The sequence below is a fragment of the Kitasatospora sp. NPDC024654 genome (genome assembly GCF_055559155.1).
This window is the reverse complement of the sequence record NZ_JBVHLF010000002.1, coordinates 46997-72958: the sequence shown is the minus strand read 5'-3', so window position 1 is coordinate 72958 and position 25962 is coordinate 46997. Positions and strand designations below refer to the sequence as shown.

General features: G+C 70.3%; 22 protein-coding genes and 3 pseudogenes. 9 read left to right on the top strand and 16 right to left on the bottom strand.

Features of this window, described 5'->3' with window-relative positions:
* Positions 1–33: 33 nt before the first annotated feature.
* From ACZ38L_RS01575 to qcrB, 3 genes are all read left to right on the top strand, one after another.
* Positions 34–156, top strand: a complete 123-nt coding sequence (locus tag ACZ38L_RS01575; protein ID WP_465688147.1) for a hypothetical protein — start codon at positions 34–36, stop codon at positions 154–156.
* A 52-nt stretch (positions 157–208) separates the two neighbouring features.
* Complete coding sequence (locus ACZ38L_RS01570; RefSeq protein ID WP_465688145.1) at positions 209–565, top strand: DUF3040 domain-containing protein; 357 nt, start codon at positions 209–211, stop codon at positions 563–565.
* 79 nt (positions 566–644) lie between these two features.
* Positions 645–2261 (top strand): cytochrome bc1 complex cytochrome b subunit, encoded by a 1617-nt coding sequence (gene qcrB, locus ACZ38L_RS01565; RefSeq protein WP_465688143.1) that lies wholly within the window; start codon positions 645–647, stop codon positions 2259–2261.
* A gap of 6 nt (positions 2262–2267) precedes the next feature.
* On the opposite strand, the gene ctaF is transcribed toward qcrB, so the two are convergent.
* The 3 genes and pseudogenes from ctaF to ACZ38L_RS01550 form a co-directional block, all read right to left on the bottom strand.
* Positions 2268–2654: an aa3-type cytochrome oxidase subunit IV gene (gene ctaF, locus ACZ38L_RS01560; RefSeq protein WP_465688141.1), complete on the bottom strand. Its 387-nt coding sequence runs from the start codon at positions 2652–2654 to the stop codon at positions 2268–2270.
* The gene (ctaD, locus tag ACZ38L_RS01555) at positions 2651–4348 is read right to left on the bottom strand and encodes an aa3-type cytochrome oxidase subunit I (RefSeq protein ID WP_465688139.1); all 1698 of its coding nucleotides are present in this window, start codon (positions 4346–4348) and stop codon (positions 2651–2653) included. Before ctaD ends, ctaF begins: the two co-directional genes overlap by 4 nt.
* A 143-nt stretch (positions 4349–4491) precedes the next feature.
* Positions 4492–5112 (bottom strand): annotated as a pseudogene (locus tag ACZ38L_RS01550) (MFS transporter); the annotation flags it as partial.
* 894 nt (positions 5113–6006) lie between these two features.
* Here ACZ38L_RS01550 and ACZ38L_RS01545 point away from each other — a divergent pair.
* Entirely contained in the window at positions 6007–7488 is a 1482-nt protein-coding gene (locus tag ACZ38L_RS01545) for an MFS transporter (RefSeq protein ID WP_465688429.1), read from the top strand.
* Positions 7489–7807: 319 nt separating this feature from the next.
* On the opposite strand, the gene ACZ38L_RS01540 is transcribed toward ACZ38L_RS01545, so the two are convergent.
* Positions 7808–8254, bottom strand: coding sequence for an Rrf2 family transcriptional regulator (locus ACZ38L_RS01540; protein ID WP_465688137.1), 447 nt, complete (start codon positions 8252–8254; stop codon positions 7808–7810).
* Positions 8255–8333: 79 nt separating this feature from the next.
* Between ACZ38L_RS01540 and ACZ38L_RS01535 the strand changes: the two genes are divergently transcribed.
* From ACZ38L_RS01535 to ACZ38L_RS01525, 3 genes are all read left to right on the top strand, one after another.
* Complete coding sequence (locus tag ACZ38L_RS01535) at positions 8334–9194, top strand: SDR family oxidoreductase (protein ID WP_465688135.1); 861 nt, start codon at positions 8334–8336, stop codon at positions 9192–9194.
* Between the two features lie 92 nt (positions 9195–9286).
* Positions 9287–11014: an MFS transporter gene (locus tag ACZ38L_RS01530; RefSeq protein WP_465688133.1), complete on the top strand. Its 1728-nt coding sequence runs from the start codon at positions 9287–9289 to the stop codon at positions 11012–11014.
* Between the two features lie 139 nt (positions 11015–11153).
* Positions 11154–11786, top strand: a complete 633-nt coding sequence (locus ACZ38L_RS01525) for a TetR/AcrR family transcriptional regulator (RefSeq protein ID WP_465688131.1) — start codon at positions 11154–11156, stop codon at positions 11784–11786.
* A gap of 240 nt (positions 11787–12026) precedes the next feature.
* Here ACZ38L_RS01525 and ACZ38L_RS01520 read toward each other — a convergent pair whose 3' ends face one another.
* Both ACZ38L_RS01520 and ACZ38L_RS01515 read right to left on the bottom strand, forming a co-directional pair.
* On the bottom strand, positions 12027–12605 hold the full coding sequence (locus ACZ38L_RS01520) for a TetR/AcrR family transcriptional regulator (protein ID WP_465688129.1): 579 nt from the start codon (positions 12603–12605) through the stop codon (positions 12027–12029).
* A 66-nt stretch (positions 12606–12671) separates the two neighbouring features.
* Positions 12672–13562 (bottom strand): SDR family NAD(P)-dependent oxidoreductase, encoded by an 891-nt coding sequence (locus tag ACZ38L_RS01515; protein ID WP_465688127.1) that lies wholly within the window; start codon positions 13560–13562, stop codon positions 12672–12674.
* Positions 13563–13602: 40 nt separating this feature from the next.
* On the opposite strand from ACZ38L_RS01515, the gene ACZ38L_RS01510 reads away from it, so the two are divergent.
* Positions 13603–13806 (top strand): aromatic-ring hydroxylase C-terminal domain-containing protein, encoded by a 204-nt coding sequence (locus ACZ38L_RS01510; RefSeq protein ID WP_465688427.1) that lies wholly within the window; start codon positions 13603–13605, stop codon positions 13804–13806.
* Between the two features lie 100 nt (positions 13807–13906).
* On the opposite strand, the gene ACZ38L_RS01505 is transcribed toward ACZ38L_RS01510, so the two are convergent.
* The 9 genes from ACZ38L_RS01505 to ACZ38L_RS01465 all read right to left on the bottom strand — a co-directional run bounded on the left by ACZ38L_RS01505 (position 13907) and on the right by ACZ38L_RS01465 (position 25129).
* Positions 13907–15130: an MFS transporter gene (locus tag ACZ38L_RS01505; protein WP_465688125.1), complete on the bottom strand. Its 1224-nt coding sequence runs from the start codon at positions 15128–15130 to the stop codon at positions 13907–13909.
* The gene (locus tag ACZ38L_RS01500; RefSeq protein ID WP_465688123.1) at positions 15127–16365 is read right to left on the bottom strand and encodes a pyridoxal phosphate-dependent aminotransferase; all 1239 of its coding nucleotides are present in this window, start codon (positions 16363–16365) and stop codon (positions 15127–15129) included. The genes ACZ38L_RS01505 and ACZ38L_RS01500 overlap by 4 nt, the downstream gene beginning before the upstream one ends.
* The gene (locus tag ACZ38L_RS01495) at positions 16362–17234 is read right to left on the bottom strand and encodes a class I SAM-dependent methyltransferase (RefSeq protein ID WP_465688121.1); all 873 of its coding nucleotides are present in this window, start codon (positions 17232–17234) and stop codon (positions 16362–16364) included. The genes ACZ38L_RS01500 and ACZ38L_RS01495 overlap by 4 nt, the downstream gene beginning before the upstream one ends.
* A gap of 28 nt (positions 17235–17262) precedes the next feature.
* Complete coding sequence (locus ACZ38L_RS01490; RefSeq protein WP_465688119.1) at positions 17263–18306, bottom strand: adenine nucleotide alpha hydrolase family protein; 1044 nt, start codon at positions 18304–18306, stop codon at positions 17263–17265.
* Positions 18303–19331: a S66 peptidase family protein gene (locus ACZ38L_RS01485; protein ID WP_465688117.1), complete on the bottom strand. Its 1029-nt coding sequence runs from the start codon at positions 19329–19331 to the stop codon at positions 18303–18305. Before ACZ38L_RS01485 ends, ACZ38L_RS01490 begins: the two co-directional genes overlap by 4 nt.
* 2 nt (positions 19332–19333) lie before the next feature.
* Complete coding sequence (gltX, locus tag ACZ38L_RS01480) at positions 19334–20830, bottom strand: glutamate--tRNA ligase (protein WP_465688115.1); 1497 nt, start codon at positions 20828–20830, stop codon at positions 19334–19336.
* Between the two features lie 21 nt (positions 20831–20851).
* A complete protein-coding gene (locus ACZ38L_RS01475) occupies positions 20852–22858 on the bottom strand; it encodes a radical SAM protein (protein WP_465688113.1) in 2007 nt (668 codons plus the stop codon).
* Positions 22859–22890: 32 nt separating this feature from the next.
* Complete coding sequence (locus ACZ38L_RS01470) at positions 22891–23910, bottom strand: amino acid--tRNA ligase-related protein (RefSeq protein WP_465688111.1); 1020 nt, start codon at positions 23908–23910, stop codon at positions 22891–22893.
* 214 nt (positions 23911–24124) lie between these two features.
* Positions 24125–25129, bottom strand: a complete 1005-nt coding sequence (locus ACZ38L_RS01465) for an NIPSNAP family protein (protein WP_465688109.1) — start codon at positions 25127–25129, stop codon at positions 24125–24127.
* 71 nt (positions 25130–25200) lie between these two features.
* Between ACZ38L_RS01465 and ACZ38L_RS01460 the strand changes: the two are divergent.
* Positions 25201–25641 (top strand): annotated as a pseudogene (locus tag ACZ38L_RS01460) (MarR family winged helix-turn-helix transcriptional regulator); the annotation flags it as partial.
* A gap of 118 nt (positions 25642–25759) precedes the next feature.
* On the opposite strand, the pseudogene ACZ38L_RS01455 reads toward ACZ38L_RS01460, so the two are convergent.
* Positions 25760–25935, bottom strand: a pseudogene (locus ACZ38L_RS01455) (helix-turn-helix domain-containing protein); the annotation flags it as partial.
* Between the last annotated feature and the right edge of the window lie 27 nt (positions 25936–25962).

Below are 25962 nucleotides of genomic sequence, written 5' to 3'. Positions count from 1 at the left end.
CTCGGGGAAATGGGGGCAAGCTGGAAGTAACGGATGAACAACGTGTATCAGTCATTTGCCACCAACCTAGGAACAACTGAGCCAAACGGTGGCGTGGCGGATAGTGACCTCGACGGCCCGAACCAGGGCGCCGAGGCCGATGAGAAAGGGCACTGACCGGGCAGGCGGCGGGTAGGAACGTCACCGGCCAAGGTCGGAGGTGGCGACGATGGACGGACCCGGTGGATCCGGCCTGACCGGACGCGAACGGCAGATCCTGGCGCAGATCGAGGCCGATCTGAAGGCCGACGCCGCGCTGGACCACAGTCTGAGTCGCATGCGGACCGATCGCTGGCGCTACCTCTGGCAGCGGCTCTGCGCGGTGCGGGTGAGCGCGGTGGTGTTCCTGGGCGCCGCCTCGCTGGGGTTGCTCGGCGTGGCCCTGCAGTCGCCGGTGCCCGGAGTGCTGCTGGTCGGCGCGCTGCTCTGGACGGTCACCCTGGCGGCTCTGGCGGGCCTGACCGGCCGGCTGCTACCGCCCGCGCTGCGCCGACGTCGTGACCCGCGGCAGCGTGACGACGGCTGACCTCGCGGACCGTCGGGGTTCGACACGCCGCCCCTGAAATCCGGCCGTCACCGCTGGTGGGCTGCGTGTAATCACTGGCATGGATTCCAGCAAGGCGGCGCGGATCGCCGAGGACGGCGCGGTGGCCCTGGACGGCCGGCTCCCCGTGATGGAGGCCGGCCGTGAACTGCTCCGCAAGGCCTTCCCCGACCACTGGTCGTTCCTGCTCGGCGAGCTGGCGCTGTACAGCTTCGTGCTGCTGCTGCTCACCGGCGTCTACCTGACGTTCTTCTTCAACCCGAGCATGGCCGAGGTGGTCTACCACGGCTCCTACGCGCCGCTGAACGGCGTGCCGGTCTCCGAGGCCTACGCCTCGACCCTGCGGATCAGCTTCGACATCCGCGGCGGCCTGCTGATCCGGCAGATGCACCACTGGGCCGCGCTGCTCTTCGTCGCCTCGCTCTCCGTCCACCTGTTGCGGGTCTTCTTCACCGGGGCGTTCCGGCGGCCGCGCGAGCTCAACTGGGTACTGGGCGTGACGCTCTTCCTGCTCGCCGTGCTGGAGGGATTCTGCGGTTACTCGCTGCCGGACGACCTGCTCTCCGGCACCGGGCTGCGCACCGCGCAGGGGATCGTGCTGGCGATCCCGCTGGTCGGCAGCTACCTGCAGTTCTTCGGGTTCGGCGGGGAGTTCCCGGGCCAGGCCGTCATCCCCCGGCTGTACAGCACGCACATCCTGCTGGTGCCCGGGCTGCTGCTGGCCGTCATCGGCGCCCACCTGACCCTGGTGGTCCACCTCAAGCACACCCAGTGGGCGGTCCCCGGACGGACCAACCGCAACGTGGTCGGGATGCCGGCCTTCCCGCAGTTCGCCGCCCGCTCGGCGGGCCTCTCGTTCGCCGTCTTCGGGGTCAGCGCGTTGCTCGGCGGCCTCGCGCAGATCAACCCGATCTGGGGGTACGGGCCGTATCGGCCGGACATCGCCTCCACCGACGCCCAACCGGACTGGTACGTCGGGTTCCTGGAGGGGGCGCTGCGCCTGATGCCGCCGTGCGAGATCCGGGTGGCCGGCCACACCCTCGCCTTCGGCGTGCTGATGCCCACCGTGCTGCTGCCCGGGCTGATGTTCGCGATGCTCTACCTCTATCCGTTCTTCGAGGCCTGGCTGACCGGAGACACCGGCGAGCACCACCTCTGCGACCGGCCGCGCAACCGGCCGACCAGGACCGGGCTCGGGGTGGCCGCGATCGCCTTCTACGCCGTGCTGCTGCTGGCGGGCGGTCAGGACGTGCTGGCCGACACCTTCCGGGTCTCGGTCAACGGCCTGAACTGGAACCTGCGGATCGCCCTGCTGATGCTGCCGCCGCTCAGCTACCTGATCACCAAGCGGGTCTGCCTCGGCCTGCAGGAGCGTGACCGGGAGCGCCTGATCGAGGGGGACGAGACCGGCGACGTGCGGCAGTCGGTGGAGGGTGGCTACCAGGAGAACAGCGAGCCGCTGCCCGCCGCCCGCCGCTACCTGCTGCTCTCCCGCGACCTCCCGCAGCCGCTGGCCGAACCGCGGCCCGGGGGCCCGTGGGTGGACCGCCTGCGCCGCGCGCTGAGCGGCTGGTACCACGGAGACCGGGTCGAGCTGCCGGCCCGGCCGGCCGAACGGGCCGGGGCCCGCGCGGTGACGGCGCCGCCCGGCGGCGAGGAGCCCGAGCGCGTGGAGTGACGGCGCTCAGCCGCGGTCGCGGTACTGGAAGACGAACCCGAACACGCCGAGGGCCAGCACGACGACGCCGATCAGGAAGAGCCACAGGCCGAGCACCACGCCCAGCCCGGCGAGCGCGGCCCCGGCCGCCAGCAGCGGCGGGTAGCCGCTGCGCGGTGAGAAGAACGCCAGCGGGCCGGTGGTGTCGACGATCTCCGCCTCCTCGCGGTCCTGCGCCCGCACCCCGGTGCGCCGGTACTGGACATAGAAGAAGACCGCGATCAGCGAGGTCATCAGGAACGCCACCGCCAGCGCCGCCTTGCCGGCCGGCTCCTTGGCGAACGCGTCGTAGATGCCGCCGGCCACCGCGAAGAACACCGCGACCGCCGCGAACAGCGCGGCCTCGGTCCTCATCGGCCGCTCTCCCCGGTCCGCTCGGTACGGCGTGCGGGCGGCCCGGCCGGCTCGCCGGGCACCTCCGGGTGGTGCAGGTCGAAGGCCGGGCTGTCCGAGCGGATCCGCGGCATCGCCGTGAAGTTGTGCCGTGGCGGCGGGCAGCCGGTGGCCCACTCCAGCGAGCGCCCCCAGCCCCACGGGTCGTCCTCGTCGACCCGCGGCGCCCACGTGGCGGTGCGCCAGACGTTGTACAGGAACGGCAGGGTGGACAGGCCGAGCAGGAAGGCGCCCAGCGAGGAGACGGTGTTCAGCGTGGTGAAGCCGTCCGAGGGCAGGTAGTCCGCGTACCGGCGGGGCATGCCCATGACGCCCAGCCAGTGCTGGACCAGGAAGGTGAGCTGGAACCCGACGAACAGGGTGTAGAAGTGCACCCGGCCGAGCCGCTCGTCGAGCATCCGGCCGGTCATCTTCGGCCACCAGAAGTAGAAGCCGCCGTAGGTCGCGAAGACCACCGTGCCGAACAGCACGTAGTGCATGTGCGCCACCACGAAGAAGCTGTCCGAGACGTGGAAGTCGATCGGCGGCGCGGCCAGCAGGACGCCGGAGAAGCCCCCGAACAGGAAGGTCACCAGGAACCCGATGCTCCACAGCATCGGTGTCTCGAAGGAGAGCGAGCCCCGCCACATGGTGCCGATCCAGTTGAAGAACTTCACCCCGGTCGGCACCGCGATCAGGAACGAGGCGAGCGAGAAGAACGGCAGCAGCACTTGGCCGGTGACGAACATGTGGTGCGCCCAGACCACCGCGGAGAGCGCGGTGATGGAGATGGTGGCCCCCACCAGGCCCGCGTAACCGAAGATCGGCTTGCGGCTGAAGACCGGAATGATCTCACTGATGATGCCGAAGAACGGCAGCGCCACGATGTAGACCTCCGGGTGGCCGAAGAACCAGAACAGGTGCTGCCAGAGCAGCGCCCCGCCGTTGGCCGGCGCGAAGACCAGCGCGCCGAACCTCCGGTCCGCCTCCAGCACCAGCAGGGCCGCGGTGAGCACCGGGAAGGCGAAGAGCGCCAGGATCGAGGTGAAGAGCACGTTCCAGGTGAAGATCGTCATCCGGAACATCGTCATCCCGGGCGCGCGCAGGCAGACGATCGTGGTGATGAAGTTGACCGCGCCCAGGATGGTGCTCAGGCCGGCCACCGCCAGGCCCATCGCCCACAGGTCCCCGCCCAGTCCGGGGGAGTGGACCGCGCTGTTCAGCGGCGCGTAGGCGAACCAGCCGAAGGCGGCCGCGCCGTCCCGGGTCAGTAGCCCGCTGAGCACCATCAGGCCGCCGAACAGGAAGACCCAGTAGGTGAAGGCGTTCAGCCGGGGGAACGCGACGTCCGGGGCGCCGATCTGCAGCGGCATGATCCAGTTGGCGAAGCCGGTGAAGGTCGGTGTCGCGAAGAGCAGCAGCATGATCGTGCCGTGCAGGGTGAAGAGTTGGTTGTACTGCTCGTTGCTGAAGAACTGGAGCCCCGGCTGGGCCAGTTCGGCCCGCATCAGCATCGCCAGCACCCCGCCGATCAGGAAGAAGCCGAAGGACGTGGCGAGATAGAGGCTGCCGATCACCTTGTGGTCGGTGGTGGTGAACCAGCGGACCAGCGCGGAGCCCTGCCGGATCCGGTGGCCGGCGGATCCGGACCCGGGGAGCTGTTCGGCGACGGCCATCCGTCCTCCTGCGGTCGGTCGGGAACAACCGGGGCGGGGGCCGCGGTCACCGCTGCCATCCTGACGGCGGTTCTGGACAAAGCCCGGGCGCTGGACCGGCCCGCGGGCCCGAATCGTCCGAATGGCGGCAGCGGCCGGAGCGCTCAGCGCGCCGGTTCGACGGACCCGTCGCCGGCCGCGCTGGTGACGGCGCCGAGCGGGGACGCCAGCTCCTCCAGGCTGCGGCCCTCCGCCCTGACGCCGATGGCGGCCTCGACCAGGCCGGCCGCGATCATCAGGGCGGCGCCGGTGGTGAAGGCGAGCGTGGTGTCGGCGGGTTTGCCGCTGCTCACCAGGCCGTTGAAGAGCAGCGGCCCGGTGATGCCGCCGAGCGCGGTGCCCACCGCGTAGAAGAGTGCGATGCACAGCGCGCGGACCTCCAGCGGGAAGATCTCGCTGACCGTCAGATAGGCGGCGCTGGCGCCCGCGGAGGCGAAGAAGAGCACCGCCGTCCAGCAGGCGGTCATCGTGGCGGCGCTCAGCGAGCCGTGGCGGAAGAGCGCGGCGGTGCCGAGCAGCAGCAGGCCGGAGAGGACGTACGTGCCGGCGATCATCGGTTTGCGGCCCAGGCTGTCGAAGAGCGGGCCCAGCAGCAGTGGGCCGAGGAAGTTGCCGACCTCGATCACCACGAAGTAGTAGCCGGTGCTGCCGGTGGGCACGTGGAAGAAGGTGCCGAGGATGGTGGCGTAGCCGAAGGTGACCGAGTTGTAGAGGAAGGCATGGCCGAAGGCAGCGGTAGGAGCGTACAAGCGCGGGCGGTTTCAGGGAAGGGGATTCGGCGTGGTGGGGGTGCGGGCAGAAACGGCCGACCCGATGCGGTCGGAGTCGAGCGGGCAGCGGGTGTTGACCTGCGAGGATTGCGCCATGGCGGGTGCGCATGGCAACTGGTGCGGCGTAGGCCGGCCACTCCGCAGGGCCTCCTTGGCGGAAGAGCTATGGACGCTTTGACAGGCGGGCAGCAGTCCCGATCGTTTCTCGTGTTTGAGCGGGCGTGGCAGCGTCTGTTCGTACAGATGCTGACCTTTTGCGGACCAATCTGACTGCGTGTCAGGTTGCTGCCGCGCGAGCCGGGCAGGCTGAACCTGGCGGCCTGCGCAAGCGCGGGGTCGAGGTGGCGCCAGCGGTCAAGTTGATCGCGGTCCTGGATCAATGATCGTACTGATGTACAGGCCGCTCCCCTTTGGGTGAACCTGGTCGCGCGGCCTGCCGAGTCGGTCGGCGCATTTCGTCACCAGGGCGATCATGAACTGCGCGAGCTCACGTGAGGAGGCCATCGGGTGCACACGTTCACGGGCTGTTGAACGGTCAGGGGCGCGCCGACCGGCCGCGAGTCGGTCAGGTTTCCGCCGGGACCGTCAGGGCAGACGCCGCAGTGATGAAGGGCGGCAAGCCGAGGACAAGGGTCGCGCCATTCCGCGTGGACGGACCCCCTTCGTCCGTGAGGGGGTGTCCTGCCCTGAGCTTGGGCTCTGCGGGGGTCGAAGGAGTCATGGGGCAGCATCCGGAACAGTGCAGCCGGTCAGTGCCGGCCGGCGCGTAGGACCAGGATCGGCACGTCGTGCCGGCGAGTGGACGGGTGGGTGAGGCGGGTGGCAACCCCGGGACCGGGTGACACGTTGATCAGTACTGATGTGCCGGCCCGGCTGGACCGATTGCCGTGGTCCCGCTGGCACTGGCGGATCGTCATCGGCCTGGGCACCGTCTGGATCCTCGACGGTCTCGAGGTCACGATCGTTGGCAACATGGCCGGCCGGATGGCGCGGCAGGGCAGCGGGATCTCGATCAGCACCGAGCAGGTGACCACCGTGGCGGCGGCCCTCTACGTGGCCGGCGCCTGCACGGGGTCGCTGTTCTTCGGTTGGCTGACCGACCGGCTGGGCCGCAAGAAGCTCTTCATGGTGACCCTGGCCGTCTACCTGGCGGCCACAGCGGTGACGGCGTTCTCCTGGACGGCCTGGTTCTTCTTCCTCTGCCGGTTCTTCACCGGCTTCGGCATCGGCGGCGAGTACGCGGCGATCAACTCGGCGATCGACGAGCTGATCCCGGCCCGGGTGCGCGGCCGCGTCGACCTGATCATCAACGGCAGCTTCTGGATCGGTGCGGCGGTCGGCGCGTTCGCCTCGATTGCCTTGCTGAACACCGCCCTGTTCGCCACCGACCTCGGGTGGCGGCTGGCTTTCGGGATCGGTGTGGTGCTCGGGCTGGTGATTTTGCTGGTGCGGCGGCACGTGCCGGAGAGCCCGCGCTGGCTCTTCACGCACGGGCGGGCTGAGGAAGCCGAGGTGGTGGTCAGCGAGGCGGAGCGCACGGTCGCGGAGCAGAGTGGGGCGGAACTCCCGGAGCCTGAGGGCGAGCCGATCACGATCCGTCCCCGTGCCTCGATCGGCTTCCTGACGATCGCCCGGACGGTCACCCGAAGCTACCCGCGCCGAACCACACTGGGGCTCGCCCTCTTCATCGGCCAGGCATTTCTCTACAATTCGGTGACGTTCGGCTACGCGGTCATCCTCACCACCTTCTTCAAGGTGCCGACCGGCAACACGGGTTACTACTTCGCGGTGATCGCGGTGGGTAACTTCCTCGGGCCGTTGCTGCTGGGCGGGCTCTTCGACACCGTCGGCCGGAGGCCGATGATCGCCGGGACCTACATCGGTTCCGGGGCGCTGCTCTTCGTCACCGCGTTCCTCTTCCAGCGCGGTGACCTGACGGCGACCACGATGACCGCCTGCTGGACCGCGGTGCTTTTCCTGGCTTCGGCCGGTGCGAGCGCGGCCTACCTGACGGTCAGTGAGATCTTCCCGCTGGAGACCAGGGCGCTGTGCATCGCCTTCTTCTACGCGGTGGGCACCGCGATCGGCGGCATCACCGGCCCGCTGATCTTCAACGGACTGGTGAGCAGTGGGAAGACCCGCGACACCACGCTCGCCTTCTGCATCGGCGCGGCATTGATGGTCCTGGCCGGTCTGGTCGAGGCGGCGATCGGCGTTCGCGCCGAGCGGCGCAGTCTGGAGTCCCTGGCGGCACCGCTGAGCCTCGTGAACCAATCGGCCCTCGGCGCCCAACCCGAGCAGTCGCCAGGAACTGGTCGCCGGGAGGCTTGAGGCCCAGTCCTAGGGCGACCGAACAAGCAGGGCAGAGGTGGTTGGGTCGCACAGCTGCGCCGAGCGACTGGCCGGCAGACGGCCAGGGCTCTCGAACCTCCGCGCCTGTGCCGTTCGGAAACTCGTCGCTGCTGGTCAAGCCGCGTATTGGTACTCGTTGATCGCGCCGCCGAGCACTCGGGTGCGCAGGGTGGAACTTCATCTTCCCCATGCTCTCCATGATGGACATCATCCTTCTGGGGCCGAAACCCCTGATCAGGAGTGTCCGTCAAAGCGGATCAAGCCCAACTGGTCGCGGCTGGGACTGACGACGGCGTCGTCACCGGTGGGGCTGCTGCGCCGTTTCCCCGATGTCTCCCGCCAGGACGTCCTGCACGGTGAACCGCTCGAGTTCGGTTGCGACAGCGCCGGCGACCGCCTGGTCGAGAGCGGTGAGCGAGCGCTGGACACCGCGGCCGACAGCGCACGCCGGGTCGGGTCCGTGCAGTCCGAGTACCGGGTCCGTTCCCTGGAGGAGCCGCCAGACCTGTGCGAGCGTGACGTCCCGGGGGTCGGCCGCCAGCTCCGAGCCTCCGTGCACGCCGGGGCGTGACCGCACCAGCCCGGCTTCGCGCAGCGGGCCGAGCACCCGGCGCACGTAGACGGGGTTGACGTTGGTGCTCTCGGAGAGCTCCTCCGAGCTCACGGGACGACCGTCGGTCCGGTCAGCGAGGTAGGTCAGAACGTGCACGGCTACCGCGAACTGTGTGTTTGTCGACCGTGCCATGGGCCCATCTTGCCATATTGCAACCATCGTCACTACAGTAAGAAATCCGCAACCATGATGATTGCAAATTGGAGCAGAGATGACGATCGCCATCACGGGCGCCTCCGGTGCCCTGGGACGAGCCACTGCCGACTTCGTGCTGCGGGCCGTCGACCCGCGAGAGGTGGTGCTCACCACTCGCCGCCCGGAGGCACTCGCCGACCTCGCCGCTCGTGGTGCCGAGGTGCGACGGGTCGATTTCGACGATCCGGGCACGTTCGCCACCGCCTTCCGCGGCGTCGAGCGGCTGCTGCTCATCTCCACCGACGCGATCGGTGCGCGCCTGGACCAGCAGCGTGCGGCCATCGCGGCTGCGGCCGAGGCTGGTGTCCGGCACGTCGTCTACACCTCCGTCCCCGAACCGGTCGCGGCCAACCCGGCGTTGGTGGTCGCCGACCACGCGGGCACGGAGCAGGCGCTGCGTGACAGCGGCCTGCGGTGGACGGTGCTGCGCAATAACCTGTACGCACACATGCAGGTGCCGGCGATCGAGCAGGCCCTCGCGTCGGGTCGGCTGGTGACCAACGGCGGTGCCGGCGCCACCGCCTACGTGACCCGTGCGGACTGCGCTGCCGCGGCCGCCGCGGTCCTGACCCAGGACGGGCACGAGGGCATGGCGTACGACGTCACCGGACCGCAGGCGCTGACCGCCGCCGACCTGGTGGCTCTCGCGTGTGAGGTCGGTGGTCGCGACGTCGAGCTCGTCAACGTCGCCGATGCCGAGTTCATCGCAGGTCTGCGGGCCGCCGGGCTCCCGGTCGAGGTCGCGGAGCTGGTGGCGTCGTTCGGCGCGGCGACGCGCGGCGGTTACCTCGCGGGTGCCAGCTCGACGGTGGCCTCCCTGACCGGCCGCGAGCCGATGGCGCTGGCGGACGTCGTCCGGACGGCGCTGAAGTCCTGAACGGGGGTGCCGGGACGAGGAAATCGGAAATGACGAAAAGGACGAGCGCCGATGTCCGGGGTGGCAGAGCCCCGGTCCGGAGCGCTTCGGGCGTGTTGATTCTCGGGGCTCTGGTGGCGCTCGGACCACTGTCCACCGACGCCTATGTGCCGGGCCTGCCCCGGCTCGCCGCCGACCTGCGCAGTTCTTCCTCAACGGCCCAACTGACGGTGACAGCCTGCCTGGTCGGCCTGGCCGTCGGTCAGCTCGTGGCCGGTCCGATGAGCGACGCGCTGGGCAGGCGCCGGCCGTTGCTGCTCGGACTGGCTGTGTACACGGCGTCGGGGTTCCTGTGTGCCATTGCCCCGAACATCGGATCCCTCGTTCTGTTGCGCGGCGTTCAGGGCATCGGCGGCGCCTTCGCTCTCGTCATCGCCTACGCGTGCGTTCGTGACCGCTACGCGGGGAGGGCGGCGGCCCGCTTCTTCTCGCTGCTGCTCGTCACGGGCCTCGCGCCGATCCTCGCCCCGCTCGGGGGCGCCCAGGTCCTGCGGCTTTCGGGCTGGCGCGGCATCTGTCCAGCGCCTCACCGGCCGCTCGCCGGGCACCTTCCGCGCCTTCGTCGAACGGGAGCTGTCATGAAGCCGCTGATGTTCCACGACGATCCGGCGTTCTGGTTCGAGACGCTGCGCAACCTGGGCCTGGCCGCCTACGGCGGCTCGGATGTCGGCGAGGTCATCGCCACCGCCTCCCGCGTCGACCCCGGCGACTACGACGGCTGGCACGACGCCTGGCTGTCCACCGCCGAGCGCCTGGAGAACGAGGCCCGCGCGAGCCATCCGGTCAGCGAGCGCGACGGGCTGCTGCGCGCCTCCAGCTACTACCGGGCGGCCGAGTTCTTCCTCCACGGAAGCCCCGACGACCCGCGCATCGACCACGCCTACGAGCGCGGCGTCGCCTGCTTCCGCGACGCCATCGCCCACCTCGCCGGGGTCACGCCCGTGGAGATCCCGTACGAGGGCACCGTGCTGCGCGGCTACTTCTACCGGGCGGCGGGCGAGGGTCCGGGGCCGACCGTGGTGATGCACAACGGATTCGACGGCGCCGCCGAGGAGTTGCACTTCCTCGGCGCACTCGCCGGACAGGAACGCGGCTACCACGTCCTGACGTTCGACGGTCCCGGGCAGCCCGCGGCCATCCACCGGGACAAGCTGGTGTTCCGGCCGGACTGGGAGAACGTGGTCGGTCCCGTCCTGGACTTCCTCACCCAGGCCCCCGGTGTCGATCCGGCCCGCATCGCGCTGCTCGGCGTCAGTCTCGGCGGCTACCTCGCGCCCCGCGCGGCGGCCTACGAGCCGCGTGTGGCGGCCGTCGTCGCCGTCGACGGTGTCTTCGACGCCGTATCGGCGCTGACCGCGCAGCTCCCGCTGCCGCACGAGGAGGCCGTGCGGCGCGCGGCGGCCGAGCACGACGACGAGCTGGACCGCATGATCGCCGACGCCCGCGCGCGCAGCCCGATCCTGCGCTGGGCCTGCGACCACGGCCGCTACGTCACCGGGACCTCGAGTGACCGGGAGTTCCTGGCCGAGTACGCCCGGTACAGCTTCGAGGACGGCAGCGCGGGGAACATCACCTGCCCCGTGCTGGTGTGCGAGGCGACCGACGACCTGTACTACGCCGCGACCGAGGAGTCCGATCCGCGCAAGCTGCACCGGCACCTCACCGCACCGAAGACGCTCCTGAGCTTCACCGCGGAGGAAGGCGCCGACGCCCACTGCCACCCGGGCGCCCTGCGGCTGGCGGTGGCGCGCATCTTCGACTGGCTCGACGACACGATCTGACCCGGCCCCCTTGTGCGGACCGCCCGGCTGCGCCCGTGCGTGGGAGGTGCGGCCGGGCGTGAGCCGCCACTCACGCGACCCCGCCGAGTACCATGACCCGTTCCAAGGGCCGGGGTAGGCCGACGACGAAGGAGGACCGGTGGCCCAGCGCACCGAGCGGGCAGACGCCCTGCGGAACCGAGAGGCCGTCCTGGCCGCCGCCGACGCCCTCTTCGCCGCCAGCAGCAGCCCCCACACCGTGTCGATGGACGACATCGCCGCAGCCGCGGGCGTGGGCAAGGGCACCCTCTTCCGTCGCTTCGGCGACCGTGCCGGCCTGATCGCCGCTGTGATCGCCTCCCGCCTCGAACCCCTGCAGCAAGCCGTTCGGCAAGCGCAGGACGGGGGCGAGGCCTCACCACGCCAGCAGGTGCGGGACCTCCTCGACACCGCGCTGCGCTTCAAGATCGAGAACCGTCGTCTGATGTCGGCCGCGAAGGACGCCGGGCTCAGCAGCCCGTACCAGGCTGAGCACTACGGCTGGTGGCACCAGAACCTCTGCGGGGCACTGGACCAGGTACCCAGCGTCCGCGACGCGGACTTCACCGCCCACGCACTGCTGGCCGTCATCCGCGCGGACCTCGTGGCGTACCTGATCGACGATCGGAAGATGGAACCAGAAGGCCTCCGGGCCTCGTTGGCGGCCTACCTCGACAGCGTCCTCGGTAGCTTCTCCGATCCACCCGGCGCGAGCGATGAGACGCCGAGCGACCGTCCCGCTGGGGCCCAATAGTCATCCGGCTTATCCAGGACGCCGGTTGGTGCCGGTGGCGGGTTCCGCTGAGTCCCGGCCGGAGATGGGTCCGCCTCCTGGTGGCCCGGCACGCTCGTGGCATCGTCGATGTTCTCCTCGACGCAGGTCCCCAGCGGCCTCGGCAGCAGCGGCACGGTGGCGCCGAGGCCGCTGGGGTGGACGGTGCGGTCGATGAGACCTACGTCCTCCAGGCGTCGTAGGGTCTGGCCGGCGGTGATCTCACGCGTGCTGTGGTGTGGCACGCAGTCCTTCGAGAAGCGTGGCCAGGTAGCGGTGTGCGGTGTCGATCCGGTCGGCGGGCGTGCCGCCGTGGACGTTGACGGCGTAAGCGATGCCGCACATGAGTGGGACGAGGTCGGCTGCGGTCAGGTCGCGTCGTACCGCTCCGGCGTCGTGAGCCCGGTCGAGGAGTGCGGTGCCGGCCGACTGAAGCTCCTTTTTGAGTTCCGTGGTGCGCGGCAGGGTGTCGGTGGCTGTGGCGGCGACCGGGGCCAGGGACGCGTCGGTGACCTGTGCTTCGACGGTGCGGAACAGGAAGGCTTCGAGCGCGTGCCAGGGGTCGGTGTCGGCCAGCGCCTGCCGGCCGTGGGCGGTCAGTGCTTCCAGGCAGGGAGTGGCGACGGTCTCCAGCAGTGCCTCGGGGGTGGCGAAGTGCCGGTAGACGGTGCCGACTCCGAGTCCGGCGCGGCCGGCGACGTCGTTCAGCTGCAGGGGTGTGCCCTGGTCGACCAGGGCACGGGCGACGGCGACGATCCGGTCCCAGTTGCGGGCCGCGTCCTTGCGCAGGGGCGTCGTCATGGGGGCATTCTAATCGGATGGCCCATCCGGATGATCCCGCTGCCGGTACCCGTAGTGCCTGGCGGGTCAGGTGGTCGTGAGGGGTGCGTACCGTTCGCTGAGCCGGCGCACGTCCTGGGCGAGGCGGGGGTCGGTCGCTGCGCGCAGCGGCGTCACCGGGTGCGCCTGGGCTCCGATGACGATGCCGGTCCGGCCCGCAAGGCCGTCGTCGGTGGCGGCGATGATCGAGGGCCGGGCAGCCAGGGACGCCGGACCCGAGGTGGAGCGTTCGAACTTGCGGCGCACCAGCGGCCACAGCAGCCGCAGGGCTGGTGAGACGATCTTCGGGTCGGTCAGGGTGCCGTTGGTCATGTCGGTCGCGGCGCCTCCGGGGTCGGCGGCGAAGACGGAGACGCCCGTGCCCTCCAGTCGGCCGGCCAGTTCCAGCGTGTAGGCGAGGTTGGCGAGCTTGGCGCGGCCGTACCAGTGGAAGCCGTAGTAGCCGCCGGGTGGCTCGACGGTGTCGAAGGCCCGCTTCGCGAGCCCGACCGCGCCCGAGGTCACGTTCACGATCCTGCTGGGCGCCCCGGCTGTCAGCGTGGGTAGCAGCAGTTCCGTCAGCAGGTACGGCGAGAGGTGGTTGACGAGGAACGACGCCTCGATCCCGTCCAGGGCCCGTTGCTCCGGGAACATCGCCCCGACGTTGTTGACCAGCACGGTCAGCGGTTCGCCGGAGGCGGCATGCTCGGTGGCGATCCGGGTGGCGAGCGCGCGCACCTGGTCGAGTGAGCCGAGGTCGGTGGGCAGGAACCGCGCGGGGTGCGCCGGGTTCGTCGCGTTGATCCGGTCGAGCGCCTGGGCGCCGCGGTCGGCGTTGCGTCCGACGACGGTGACTGCGAACCCGGCGTCGGCCAGTCCCAGAGCCGTCTCCAGCCCGATGCCGGCCGTCCCCGCCGTGACCACGGCTGTCTTCGTCATGTGCCCCTCCATCCAGTCATGCGGATAGCTTATCCGCTTGATGGGAACCGTAGCACACAATCGGATGATCTATCCGCTTGGTGGTGCCGGCAGGGACGCGTCCTGCTCGCGGGCGACGCCGCGCACATCCACTGCCGTGCTTGTTCGACCTGACGGCATAGTCGCCTGGGCAGGTGATCGCGGCCCCGCTCGGGAAGCGTTCGAGCGGGCCGCGAGCCGACGGTTCGGCAGTCCGGCAAGGTGAATCCGGAGAACGGCCCGACCAGCGGCCTGAGGGCCTGTAGGTTGAGCCGGCCGTACAGACCCTGCTGATGTCCGAACTGGTGGTCGTGGAGCCTTGGAGTTCAGCCGGCGTGCGGCTCCGGGTCGGCGCAGTGCGGGGCCAGCTTCGCGACGCACAGCCCCGCCGCCGCGCAGCAGGCGATCAGCGCCGGCCAGGGCAGCTGTGCTCCGGACGAGAGGAGCCAGACCAGCAGGCCGGGAGCCACCGCGCTGCCGATCCCCCAGGACAGTTGGTACGCCGCCAGGTAGCGGCCCGAGCCGTGGGCGGGTGCGGTGACCACGGCGAGCGCGTTGATCGTCGGTGCGTACAGCATCTCCGCCAGGGTCAGGGCGCACACCGCGACGACGGCGCCCGGAAGGACCAGCCGCGCGGGCGCTGCGTTCAGCAGCCACAGGCAGGTAAACGCCAGTGCCCAGGCCGCTGCCGCCGCCTGGACCACGCGCGTGTGGCGGTGGCCGGCGGTGCGCTTGGTCACCGTGGTCTGGGCGGACAGGACGAGCAGGGTGTTCAGGGTGAACAGGACGCCGCCGATCCACGCGGACTGGTGGAGCACAGCGGTCAGATACACCGCGACGAGCACCGACAGCACGTTCATACACAGGACGAGCAGGATGTTCGTGCCGTTGATCAGCAGCAGCCGTCTGTCCCGCAGCACCTGCGCGTATCGAGCGGGCTCCGTCGCCTCGCCGCTGTCCGCGCGGGCCCGCACGGACAGCGGCAGGCTCCAACTGCCGATCACCGCCGCCACGGTGAGGAAGCTGACCGCGTTGACCGCCGCCAACAGCGGATACGCCCAGGCGCGGCCGAAGCCCACCAGGATCGCTCCGCTGAGCCCGCCCAAGCCGTAGCCGGCGTTTCGGAACGCGCTCTGCAGCGCGAACCAGTGAGCCCGCTCGTCCGCGGGCGCGACAGCGCCGACCAGGCTGACCAGCGCCGTCCAGCAGGTGCTCTGACCGACGGCGGTGACGAATGCCGCTGTTACCAGTTCCCAGGCGCCGTCGACGCGCAGATAGGCCGCGAAGGCCGCCGCGCTGACCAGGTTGCCCGCCATCAGCACTGCCCGCGGCCCGAACCGGTCGATCAGCGGGCCGACGGCCAGAGGTGTGGCCAGGGCCAGGAGGCTCGCAGTGGTCAGGCCCGCGCCGATCGTCGGGAGCGGGATCGCTGTGGTGTGCAGGAAGTACAGCACCGCGAAGGGCCGGAACAGACCGGACCCGGCGCCGTCCACGACGAGCGCGACCAGCAGCGGCCACTGTCCCGCACGTGCGGTGATACCCGGGCTCATGCCGGCCACAGCCCCCTTGCCGACAGCCGGTCCCGTGCACGCGCCAGTTCCGACAGCGAGGGACCCAGATACATCCGGACGTACCCGCCGGAGGCGGTCTCCGCGACGCGGGCAAGCGGCCAGGCGTCGGAGAGCACGACCCCGCATTCGAGGACCGCGCGCCGCAGGTACTCCTCGACGGTGACGCCGTCCGGCACGGGGTAGAGCACGTACGGCGCGGCCGGACCCGCGGTCGTACGGGCCCGCACCGGGGGCGGCAGCCAGCCCAGCACGGCCGTGCGCTTGGCGGCTGTCTCCTCGCGTTGCCGGTCGAGATGGGCGTCCACCGCGGCCCGGTCGGACAGCCAGGCGGCCATCGCCCACTGCAGGTGGATGGCGTAGTTGAACGTGTGCTGCGGCCGTACCTCGTTGACCAGGTCGTCGAGCGGGCCCGGTTCGGCGATGACGGCGCCCAGGGCCCAGCCGTTGCAGCCGAACTGCTTGCCCAGCGAGCGCACGCCCAGCCACGGGACCGGGGAAGGGTCGCCGTCGAGCCGGTCGAGCAGGATCCGCAGGGCCGAGGTGGCCGGCTCGGAACACATGCCGTAGTAGGCGTCGTCGACCAGGATCGCGGCGTCACGCTCGATCGCCACGTCGATCATGGTCGCCACCAGGTCGGGCGACCAGTTCGCGCCGGTGGGGTTGTGCTGGGCGTTGAGCACGACGAGCGCGAGATCGTCGATCGACGCGGCGGCGGCTCGGACGGCCGAGGGGCCGGGACCGCCCTGCTCGGCCGGGTCGAAGGGCACGTAGGCGCTGGCGAAGCCCATCGGCTCGAACACGCCCGCGTAGTCCCAGGCCGGCGCGACCGCCAGCACGGTGCCGCGGGGCAGGCGCGTGGCGAAGTCGCGCATGGCACTGCGGGTGCCGGTCCAACCGACCGCCAGTTCCCAGGAGTCGTCCTCGGGAAGGCGCTGGGTGTCGGCCACGTAGTCCTTGAGGACCCGGCGCAGCAGCGGCAGCCCGTACATCGAGAGCTGGTAGCCGTGCGAGTAGGCAGGCACGTCCCGCAGCGCCGCCTGCAGAGCGGCGGGCGTCTGGTTCCAGGTCTCGCCGAGGCTGAGCATGATCGGCTCGCCCGCGGGCGAGCCGGAGTCGAGGTACGTCCTGAGCCACGCCACGTCGCGCAGCCGGTTGGGCGCCACGCTGTCGGCGATCAGCTGCCGCAGCGGCGAAGCCGTCGGAGTGCCGGTCACGCCGTCACCGACGTGGCGCGCCGGGTCGTGTGCAGGACCGGCTCGGGGTTGGGGTGGCCCGGGCGGAACAGCAGGATCGAGTAGCCGCAGTAGGACAGGTTCTCGTCGAAGAGCTCGTAGAAGTGGGCCAACCGCTCGCGCAGCGCGGCCAGTTTGTCGGCCGGCTGGTCGCGCAGGTGCGGCTCGCGCATCACGGAGGCGACGTACCGGGCGATGGTCTCAGGGCTCTGCCGGACGTATTCGTAGGGCTCGTCGGCGATCAGGCTCACGCCGGCCCGCGAGAACGCCTCCACCCAGTAGTCCTCGCTGGTCACCGGCAGCGGTACGCCGATCGCCTCTTCCACGGCGGTGCGCAGTGGCTCCGGCGGGGTCTCGCGGTAGTAGATCGGCACCGCTGCCAGGACGCCGCGCGGAGCGAGCACACGGTAGTACTCGTCGACGGCCCTGCCGTGGTCGGCCATGAACGAGGTGACGTTGCTGCAGAACACCAACTGGAAGGAGTCGTCGGGGAAGGGCATGCCCTGGCCGTCGCCGAGGACGAAGGTCACGTTGTCGATGCCGGCGGCCTGTGCCTTGGCGGTGGCGAAGGCGTTGGACAGCGGGTTGACGTCCAGCCCGGTGACCGGCGCGTCGAGCCAGCTGGCCATTTCGATGGTGGTGTAGCCGGTGTTGCTGCCGACCTCCAGCACCGGCTGCCCGGGACGGGGACGCGCCAGTTCCAGCACGCGGCGGACGGTGGCGCCGCCACCGGAGGGCATGTTGGGCTCGTTGGTCAGGCCGACGAGGCTGGAGAAGTCCAGCGCTCGGATCTCGGCGACGGACAGCTGCTCGACGGCTTCGGCGCCGGTGGCGGTGATAGTGGCGTTCATGAGGACTCCTGAGTCGGTACGTAAGGGGTCAGGACAGGGTGAGCGGGGACGGGATGCCCAGCTCGACGGCGACGGCGCCGACGGCCGTGGTGCGCAGGTTGACGTTGCTGAGCTTGTGGAGCGCGGCCTCGCGGGTCATGGCTCCGATGCGGACGTGGTGGGCCATCTCGTAGACGTACGGGTGGTAGCCGAACTTGCGCATGTGGTCGACGATCAGCAGTCCGTTGAGCCGGCAGTTGGTGGAGCACGAGTCGGTGTCCTTGGGCGCCCGCCAACCGTGCCGCTCCAGGGTCTTGAGCACGTCGGCCTCGGTGTATCCAGCGGCGTACAGCGGGTTGACCAGGCCGATCGGCAGCTCGCCGGAGTCCCTGGTCCAGGTGTCCAGGTCGGCGGAGAGCTCCGGCGCGGCGGCGCGCACCGGATCGAGGTTGCGGCCTATCACCTCGCGTAGGAACGCCGCCGGGACGAACGCGGCGTCGGTGAGCTGGCCCGGCGTCCAGCCGCCGGCCAGCAACGGAACGCCGTACGAGGCGGCCGTGCGCATACCGGCGGCGAACACCATGCCGATGCACGAACCGCACGCCGCAGTCGAGTACTTGACCGTCTCCGGACCGAAGGCGCTGGTCAGGGCGCTGCGGTAGACGCCGTGCATGACGCGCCGCTGCGGCCGCACGATGATGTGGTCGGCGCCCACGCTGTCGAGCACCGAACTCATGTTGGCCGCGGTCACCTTGGACAGGAAGCCGTTGTCCAGCGTCAGCGCCAGGACCCGCAGACGGTGCTTCTCGACCAGGTGGATCAGCGACAGCGAGCTGTCCTTCCCACCGCTGTAGAGCAGCACGACGTCGTGGTCCCGCCCGGCACCGGTGCGCCGGCACTCGGCGAGCACGGTGTCGACCTGCCGCTCGGAGTCGTCCACACGCTGCGCCTCGGACCGGCAGTACTCGCAGACGCCGTCGGCGTCGAACCGGGCGTCCGGGAAGTTCTCGGGCAGGACGCAGCGGGCGCAGACGGCCTGGTCGGTCTGGACGACGACGGCGCCGTCGACGTCGGTGAAACGGGCGCCGCTCATGGCGTGCTCCTAGGGGTGAGGGTGGTGGCGGGCTCCAGCAGGGTGAGCTCGCAGGCGGTGGCGTCGAGCAGGGCGCGGGTGCCGACCGGCAGCGTGAGCATCGGCTCGGTGTGGCCGAAGTCGACGTCGACGAGGACCGGGAAGCCGCGGCCGGCCGTGACGGCGCGCACGAGGGCGTCGTAGTCGTGCGACCCGCCGGCGGCCGCGCGCGGGCCGCTGAACCGGCCGAGAACCAGAGCGGCGATCCGGTCGAGCAGGCCCGCGTCCTCCCACTGGACCAGGTGTGCCCAGACCTCGTCCGGCCCCATGCCGGTGAATTCGAGGCACAGGATCGCGCCGTCGGTATCGGGCAGGTAGGGGGTGCCGAACAGGCGGGTGGCGGTGTTGCCGCAGCCGGGCAGCAGCCATCCTTCGGCACTCCCGGGGACGAGGCAGCGCCACGCAGCGCCGCCCACGGCGCGGCGGCGGGTGTCCTCGCGGTCCCACCAGAGCGTCTCGTCCGTCGAGAACCCGGGCCCGCGCAGCGGTCTTCGTTCGGGCGCCGGGCTCAGCGCGTGTTCCAGGCAGTCGAGCGTGTACGGCCACGGGCCACCCCACTCGCCCCATTCCGAGACGAGCATCGGCCCGTGGAAGGACACAAGGCCCGCCCGGGCGAGCGTGGCCCACAGCACGGAGGTGATATCGCTGTAGCCGATGATCGGCCGTGCGGCCTCGCACACCAGCTCCCAGTCGACGTGCCGCAGGACGGCCGAGCTGGTGTAGCCGCCGGTGGTGCACAGCACGGCCCCGACCCGGTCGTCGAGCAGGAGTGCGTGCAGCTCCTCGGCGAGCTGCCGCGGGTCGGCGGCTCCGATCCCGGTGTTCGAGGCCGTCGACGGCGTCGTCACGACCTGGCGGCCGAGCGCGCTTCGGGCTCGTTGATAGCGGCGGGGAAACAGCGCAGGCGCCGGGGACGCCGGTGTCCAGAGGCCGATCGCGGCATCCGGGGCGAGGGCGTGCGGCAGCCGCGGCGAAGGCGTCGGCATGGTCAGCCCCGTTCTTCCAACGCGGCGACCGCGCGCTGCAGCCGCCTCGCCGCCTCGTCCGGGCCGAGGATTCCCGCGATGTCGTCGGGACCGAGACGTTCCCGCCCACCGGTCAGAGCGGTGATGACGCAGCGTGTCAGGGTTCCGAGATCCGCTCCGCCCTCGGCCGCGGCGGCGGCCAGGGCCGGTGCGAGCCTGCCGCCGCCCTCGACGACGGCGGCGCCCCGGAGCAGCACGGCCGTGACCTGGTCCGCGTGTTTGGCCGGGAACATGCCCGGCTCGGGCCGGGGGGCGGGGGCGAAGGCGAACCGCAACAGCTCGGTCCCGTCGGCGGCCCTCGTCATCCGGGGACGCACCGCGGGCAGCGCCCGGGCGACCACCGTGTGGGCGGTCGGCGCCGCTGGTGGGAGGTCCGCGGCGATCCGCGCTGCGAGGACCGCGGCCACCTCGGCGTCGGGGGCCGCCCGTTGCAGGTAGCGGCGGTTCGTCCAGGCGAGCTTGTCCCGGTCCTGCTCGATGACGTCCTTGCGGCTGACCCGGCGGTAGTCGAAACCCGCGATCAGCTGGTCGAGGGTCCTGATGTCCGCGTCGCCGGGGTATCCCTGGCCCAGCATCGCGTAGTAGTTGATGACGGCCTGCGGCAGGTAGCCGTCGCGGCGGAGCTCGTCCAGGTAGATGCCGGCGCCGGTCGGCAGGAACTGCTCGTTGAGCCCGAAGTCGCCCGCCCGCACCAGCGGGAAGTGCAGGTACACCGGGCGGGGCAGGCCGAGCGCGTCGTGCATGACGGCCTGCGGCGCCATGTTGGCGACGCCCTCCGAGCCGCGCAGCACGTGGCTGATCCGCATGTGGGAGTCGTCCACGACGACGGTGAGGTGGTAGGTGGGCCAGCCGTCCGGGCGGCTGATCACGTAGTCGCTGAGCTGTTCGGCCGCGATCACGACGTCGCCGCGGATCAGGTCGTGCGAGACGATCTGCCCGGAATCGGGGACGCGCAGCCGTACGCTCGGCACGATGCCCGACGCCTCGGCGGCACGCCGCTGCGCGGCGCTCAGGTCGCGGCAGCGTCCGTCGTAGGGCCGTCCGCCCTCCTGCCGGGAGCGGGCGGCCAGTTCATCCAGTCGTGTGCGGTCGCAGTAGCAGTGGTACGCCTTGCCCTCGTCGAGCAGCTTCTCGATCGCCTCCCGGTAGAGGTGCAGGCGCTCGGACTGGCGGTAGGGGCCGTAGTCGCCGCCCACCTCGGGACCCTCGTCCCAGTCCAGCCCCAGCCAGCGCATCCCCTCGCCGTAGCTCTCCAGCGCGCCGGGGATCATCCGGTCCCGGTCGGTGTCGTCGAGGCGCAGCACGAAGACGCCGTTGTAGCGCCTGGCGAACAGCCAGGTGTAGAGGATGGTCCGGGTGAAGAAGGCCGCGTAGGCCACCTCGCCGTTGGGTGCGAAGCGCACCCGGACCTGGTCCAGCCCCGCTGGACGCGGCAGCGGGGCACCGTCGTGGTGTTCCATGGGTTTCCTTCTCCGCCCGGTTCAGGTCAGCGACAGCGAGGCCTGCGGCGCCGGTGCGGGTGACGTCGAGGCCTGCAGCGACTTCAGGATCTGGATGCTGCCGTGGTAGATCCCCAGCAGCATCGTGTCGTTCGGGGCGGCCGACAGCGGTGCGGAGTCCAGCACGAACGCGGCCTGCCCGTCCCGCAGCGGTACCGGCGTGAGCTGGCCGATGTCGACCAGGAAGTCGTGCAGCCACTGCGGAATCCGGACCCCGCGTCGGCGGGTCTCATCCCGGATCCCGTCGGCGAGCGACTCCACGACGGCGTCCTGGAACGCCAGCATCGTGTCGAAGTCGGAGCGCGTCGGTCGGCTGCTCTCGTCGAGGCCGGCGTACAGGAACTCGGCCGCCTCCCGCATGATCCGGGTGGCGGTGCCCTCGCGGGCCAGCCGGACCAGGATCGCCTGGTAGTGCGGGTGTTCCGGTACACCGTCGGCGTCGAGGTACGGGCCGACCAGGGCGGAGTCGAACAGGGCGGGGTCCTCCCAAGCCAGCCGCTGGTTGGCGGCCAGCTCCCGGACGGCCGGGTCGGTGCAGTACTCGCGCAGGTACTCCACCAGACGCTCCGCCAGGTCCACCACCCTGACGCCGCTGCGCCGGGAGAGCAGCCGCAGCGGCGAGCGCATCAGGCAGCCGTGGAAGACGGCCAGCGCCAACCGGATGTCGAGGCCGTACTTCCAGTCGGCCTGTGTCATCCGGTCGTGGGAGACCACGAACTCGGCCTCCATCTCGGGGTTGGTGATCTGGTAGGGGAACATCCGGGTGACCAGGCCGTGCTTGTCGCGGAAGGTCTCCGTCGTGTACTCGGTGTTGTTCAGCAGCAGCAACGGGTAGACGACGGGGTGTCCGCCGGAGTCGATGACCTCCTCGACGCTGGCCAGGTGCGTCGCCAGCGTCTCGCCGGGCAGGCCCCAGATCAGCTCGGTGTAGGTGGGGATGCCGTGGTCCTGGAACTCCTTCTGCAACGCGTGGTAGTAGGAGGTCCGGATGTTGGAGCGCTGCGCGATCTGCAGCACCTCGGGCGTGAACGACTGCGCGGACAGCGTCACCGCCGCGATCAGCTGGTGGGAGAACAGCAGCTTGGCCGCCTCCACCACGCGCTTGTTCGTGTTCTTGGCCCAGTTGGTGTACAGGAACATCTTCTTGTCGTGTCGCCGCAGCTCGTCCACCAGCCACTGGGCGATCTCCACGTCGCGCGGCAGGATCCCGAAGTTGGCGTCGGCGACGAAGATGGTGGCGTGCTGGGGCGCGTGCTCGACGACGTAGCTGATCTCCTGCTTGACCCGTTCCAGCGGGAACGGCCGGACCTTGGACTTCGTCGCGCCGCCCCAGTAGCAGAACGCGCACGAGTACGGGCAGCCGCGGTTGGTCTCCATGATGATCATCCGGGAGGCGGCGATGTCCTGCGCGGTGTAGACCCCGCTCAACAACGGGGATGGCAGTTCGGCCAGGTCACCGATGCGGGCAGCGGGTGGGGTGGTGACCACCTCGGCGCCTTCGCGGAAGCTGACGCCCTTGATGCCGTGCAGCGCGGTCCGGTTCTCGGCCAGCGCGCGCAGTACGGCCCGGAAGGTCAACTCGCCCTCGCCGTGGATGAGCACGTCGACCGCGGGCTCGGCGAACACCGCCTCGGTCTGGTAGCTGACGTCGTTGCCGCCGATCACCACGACGCAGTCGGGGTGGCGCCGCTTGAGCTCGCGGGCGATCAGCATGACCGCCGCGCGGTTCCAGAAGTACACCGACAGCGCCACCACGTCAGGGCGTTCCAGCTCCGCCACCCATTGCGGCAGCGAGTCCATCAGGTCCGGACTCTGGAACAGCACGTGTTTGTCGAAGCCGTAGCGCTCGGCGACGAGTTGGTCGGTCAGTGCCGCCGAGTGCAGCGAGCCGAGGATCAGGCTGTAGCGCACGTCGGGTATGGCCGTGACTTCGATCAGATGGCACGACAGCCGTGCCGTCCCGGATGCGGGCCCTGCGAGGTCGGGCATCGGAGGATCTCCTTCGCGATCGCGGGGGCGGGTCAGGGGGCGCTGATCCGGCCGTTGTGGCGCTCGACCAGTTGCAGGTCCCGGATGTCCGAGTGGTTGAGGACCCACATCAGGAAGCGCTCGACACCCATGCCGAACCCGCTTGTGCGCAACGGACGATGCTCCTTCATGCCCACGTACCAGGCGTACTCCTCCGGCTCCACCTGGTGGCGCGCCAGCGCCGCGCGTACCTGTGGCCCTCCGGTGTGCCGTTCCCCACAGCCCATCACCTCACCTGGCCCGAGCAGGAAGTCCGCGTTCAGCGCCTTCTCGCCGCTCGCATCGGTCGCCTGGTAGAAGGGCACCGAGAGGTCGTCGAAGCCGCTCAACCAGACGGCGGGACCGAACTGCTCGATCAGCCGGCGTTCGCCGGCCCGCTTGATGGTGCGCCACTCGTCACCGAACTCGAAGAACTCGCGATCGGCTCCGAGGACCTCGACCGCCTCGTCGAACGTCATGCGCGTCGTGGCGGACGCGAGGAACTTCTCGATGTGATCGGTGCTGCCGGCCGCCCGGCGGACGGGCTCGGAGAGTTCCGAGAGGATGGCGGAGGCGAGATGGCGGATGTAGGCGTCCGCGACCTCGATGACGTCCTCCAGCGAACCGGGGATCTCGGCCTCGCTGTGGAAGAACTGACTGAGATGAGTGGCATCGGCCTCTTCCCCGCGAAAACTGGGCATCAGGTAGTAGCAGCCCGCCGAGGTGAGACGACAGCCGTACTCCAACAGGAACTGCATGGAGTCAGCCAGGTAGACGGGCACTCCGAAGAGGTCCACCCGCACCGGCAGCGAGTCACTGCCCAGCCCCATGGGCGATGAGATGGAGCCGGTCGTCACCGGCAGGTGCACGGACCGCACGTTCCTGCTCCGCCAGAAGCGTGCGGTCTCGTGGCTGACGAGGTCCTGAAGGTCGACCAGAGTGCGGTAGAACGGCTCGTCCAGCACCGCGAGATAGCGCTGACCGCCTCCTGCGGTGTCGGGCTCAAGTGCCGTGTTCTTCAATGGTGTAGGCATGAGTGATCTCCATCGTGAGTCTCTCGGACAGGTCGGCCGGCCAGGGCTGCGGCCTTCTGCGGTCGGTCCGCCCACAGTCGGCGCGCGCGTCGCGCATGATCGAGCGCGCGGTCTTCAGGCGGCTCGGACGAGCGGAGGCACGGCCTCACGGGAACCGGCGGTGCGGTGGGCCTTGGCCGCCACTCAAAACTGTAGCCGCAATGATTGCGAATTGCTAGAACTGTAACCGTGGAGGTTTCGATATGGCGACATGCGTGTACGGGGAGGCAGAAGAGCGGTCAGTTCGCGGCCGCCGTACATGTTCTGACGCGCCGCGCGGCACGGATCGAGGGCGGCGCCAGTGAGTTCCGACGAACTCTCCGAGAGCACGGGTCCGCAGGATCCGGGGACCGAGCGGGCGGCTTCCAGCGGCGCCCGGAGGGCCGGTCCGGTCGTCGGGTGTTGACGGGAGGGACAGCGGGACCGTTCCCCCGGGCTGCTGCAGTGGTGAGGCGGGCGTCGGCGTGACGCGGTAGACCACGGATTTCTCTCGGATCAGCAGTCCGTAGACCACCGGGCCGATCTCGTCCTTCCGGCGGTCGCTCTCGTAGACGGCCGCGTACAGCGCTTCGCGTTGGGCCTCGTCCTCGAAGCGCCGGATCCAGACGTAGCCGTCCTCATCCTGCTCGTCGGTGAACGAGGCGGTGACCTTCATCCCCTGCGAGGTCTGGAACGGGATGGCCACGTCCTCCATGTAGCGGACCCACTCCTCACGGCGTCCGGGCCGGCTCTGGTAGCGGCGGATCTCGTAGAACATCGTGCTGCCACCACCAGGGAGAGAACGGCCGCACCGCGGCAAGCTCGTCCACTGGGCGGCCTGCTCCAGCGGGAAGACCTGCTCGACCTTCGGCGCCGGCCGTGGACGTCCCCTGTTGAATGAGGAATTCGGCGGCCCGGTCGGCGCCTTCGACCTCGAAACGCTGACGGTGCGGGCCGTCGGACGCGACGCCGAGGTCGTGCATCGCGCAGGCGGCGAACAGCAGTCGTCGTCGTAGTCCCGGCCGGCGGCCAGGTCGAGGCGGGCGGCTACCAGCCTGGCGAACAGGTAGCTGCGGGCGCTGTGGTTGTACACGGAGGGCGTGTGTACCGGCCGGATGAGGTTCACGACGGCGTCGGCAAGTGGCGTGCCGGGCAGGGTGATCAGGTCGGTGGCTGCCTCGTGGGGAGGAGGTCCGGTCATGACTTCATCGTCGCCGCGTCCCCACCTACCCGACGAGTGGCAAAATTGACCAACTTCGTTAGGATTTTGCCATGACAGTGCATCGAGTCGCGGCCCCGGCGCTGGACGGGGTCACCTCACTGCCGCCGACACCGTTATCGTGCCGGTCCCCCCGACCTCCGGACGCCACGTGCTCGGACCCTGCTCTTGCCGGAAACCTCATCCGCCCTGTTCAGGCCGCGTGTTGGTACTCGTGGAGGATGCCGCCGAGTCGGTCGGTTCGGGACCTGCGGCAGATCTTCGACGACCTGGTCCGGCTCGAGACCGACCTGTGGAACGAGATCGACGCGCGGCTCCGCCGCGACGCCGACCTGCCGCTGGGCAACCTGGACGTGATGCTCGTCGTCGGACGCACCGTCAACTGCCGGGTCAACGACATAGCCGCAGCCCTGTCCATCACCATCGGCGGCGTCAGCCAGGCCGTGGACCGCCTGGAGAAGCGCGGCCTGTGCGCACGCCGCCCCAACCCCAACGATCGCCGCTCCTCGATCGTCCAGCTCACCCCGGCCGGCCAGGAACTCACCATCACCGCCGGGGCGCTGTTCGACGAGGAACTCGAAGCCCGCCTTGCCGCCTCCCTCGACCAGAATCCAACTGGGCCACCCAGGAGGCGGTCGGATGCGCGGTTGCGCCCAGGATCCGGACCCGGCGGCTGGTGTGCTCGATCGCGGCGAGCACGTACAAGCGGGCTCCGGACAAGGCGGCCGTCTCGAAGAGGTCGCACGCAGGAGCGCGTCGGCCTGGGAGCGCGGGAAATCGATGCCGGTCCCGGTCTCGGTTGGTCCCGTACCCGG

What these genes read in the sequence shown, in the direction of transcription:
- ACZ38L_RS01505 (WP_465688125.1), bottom strand. Translation starts at nt 15,130, where the DNA reads ATGAGCCCGGGTATCACCGCACGTGCGGGACAGTGGCCGCTGCTGGTC.
- ACZ38L_RS01465 (WP_465688109.1), bottom strand. Translation starts at nt 25,129, where the DNA reads ATGACCGGACCTCCTCCCCACGAGGCAGCCACCGACCTGATCACCCTG.
- ACZ38L_RS01495 (WP_465688121.1), bottom strand. Translation starts at nt 17,234, where the DNA reads ATGAACGCCACTATCACCGCCACCGGCGCCGAAGCCGTCGAGCAGCTG.
- ACZ38L_RS01535 (WP_465688135.1), top strand. Translation starts at nt 8,334, where the DNA reads ATGACGATCGCCATCACGGGCGCCTCCGGTGCCCTGGGACGAGCCACT.
- ACZ38L_RS01475 (WP_465688113.1), bottom strand. Translation starts at nt 22,858, where the DNA reads ATGCCCGACCTCGCAGGGCCCGCATCCGGGACGGCACGGCTGTCGTGC.
- ACZ38L_RS01540 (WP_465688137.1), bottom strand. Translation starts at nt 8,254, where the DNA reads ATGGCACGGTCGACAAACACACAGTTCGCGGTAGCCGTGCACGTTCTG.
- ACZ38L_RS01575 (WP_465688147.1), top strand. Translation starts at nt 34, where the DNA reads ATGAACAACGTGTATCAGTCATTTGCCACCAACCTAGGAACAACTGAG.
- ACZ38L_RS01490 (WP_465688119.1), bottom strand. Translation starts at nt 18,306, where the DNA reads ATGAGCGGCGCCCGTTTCACCGACGTCGACGGCGCCGTCGTCGTCCAG.
- ACZ38L_RS01510 (WP_465688427.1), top strand. Translation starts at nt 13,603, where the DNA reads ATGGGAACCGTAGCACACAATCGGATGATCTATCCGCTTGGTGGTGCC.
- ACZ38L_RS01570 (WP_465688145.1), top strand. Translation starts at nt 209, where the DNA reads ATGGACGGACCCGGTGGATCCGGCCTGACCGGACGCGAACGGCAGATC.
- ACZ38L_RS01470 (WP_465688111.1), bottom strand. Translation starts at nt 23,910, where the DNA reads ATGCCTACACCATTGAAGAACACGGCACTTGAGCCCGACACCGCAGGA.
- ctaD (WP_465688139.1), bottom strand. Translation starts at nt 4,348, where the DNA reads ATGGCCGTCGCCGAACAGCTCCCCGGGTCCGGATCCGCCGGCCACCGG.
- gltX (WP_465688115.1), bottom strand. Translation starts at nt 20,830, where the DNA reads ATGGAACACCACGACGGTGCCCCGCTGCCGCGTCCAGCGGGGCTGGAC.
- qcrB (WP_465688143.1), top strand. Translation starts at nt 645, where the DNA reads ATGGATTCCAGCAAGGCGGCGCGGATCGCCGAGGACGGCGCGGTGGCC.
- ACZ38L_RS01520 (WP_465688129.1), bottom strand. Translation starts at nt 12,605, where the DNA reads ATGACGACGCCCCTGCGCAAGGACGCGGCCCGCAACTGGGACCGGATC.
- ACZ38L_RS01515 (WP_465688127.1), bottom strand. Translation starts at nt 13,562, where the DNA reads ATGACGAAGACAGCCGTGGTCACGGCGGGGACGGCCGGCATCGGGCTG.
- ACZ38L_RS01485 (WP_465688117.1), bottom strand. Translation starts at nt 19,331, where the DNA reads ATGCCGACGCCTTCGCCGCGGCTGCCGCACGCCCTCGCCCCGGATGCC.
- ctaF (WP_465688141.1), bottom strand. Translation starts at nt 2,654, where the DNA reads ATGAGGACCGAGGCCGCGCTGTTCGCGGCGGTCGCGGTGTTCTTCGCG.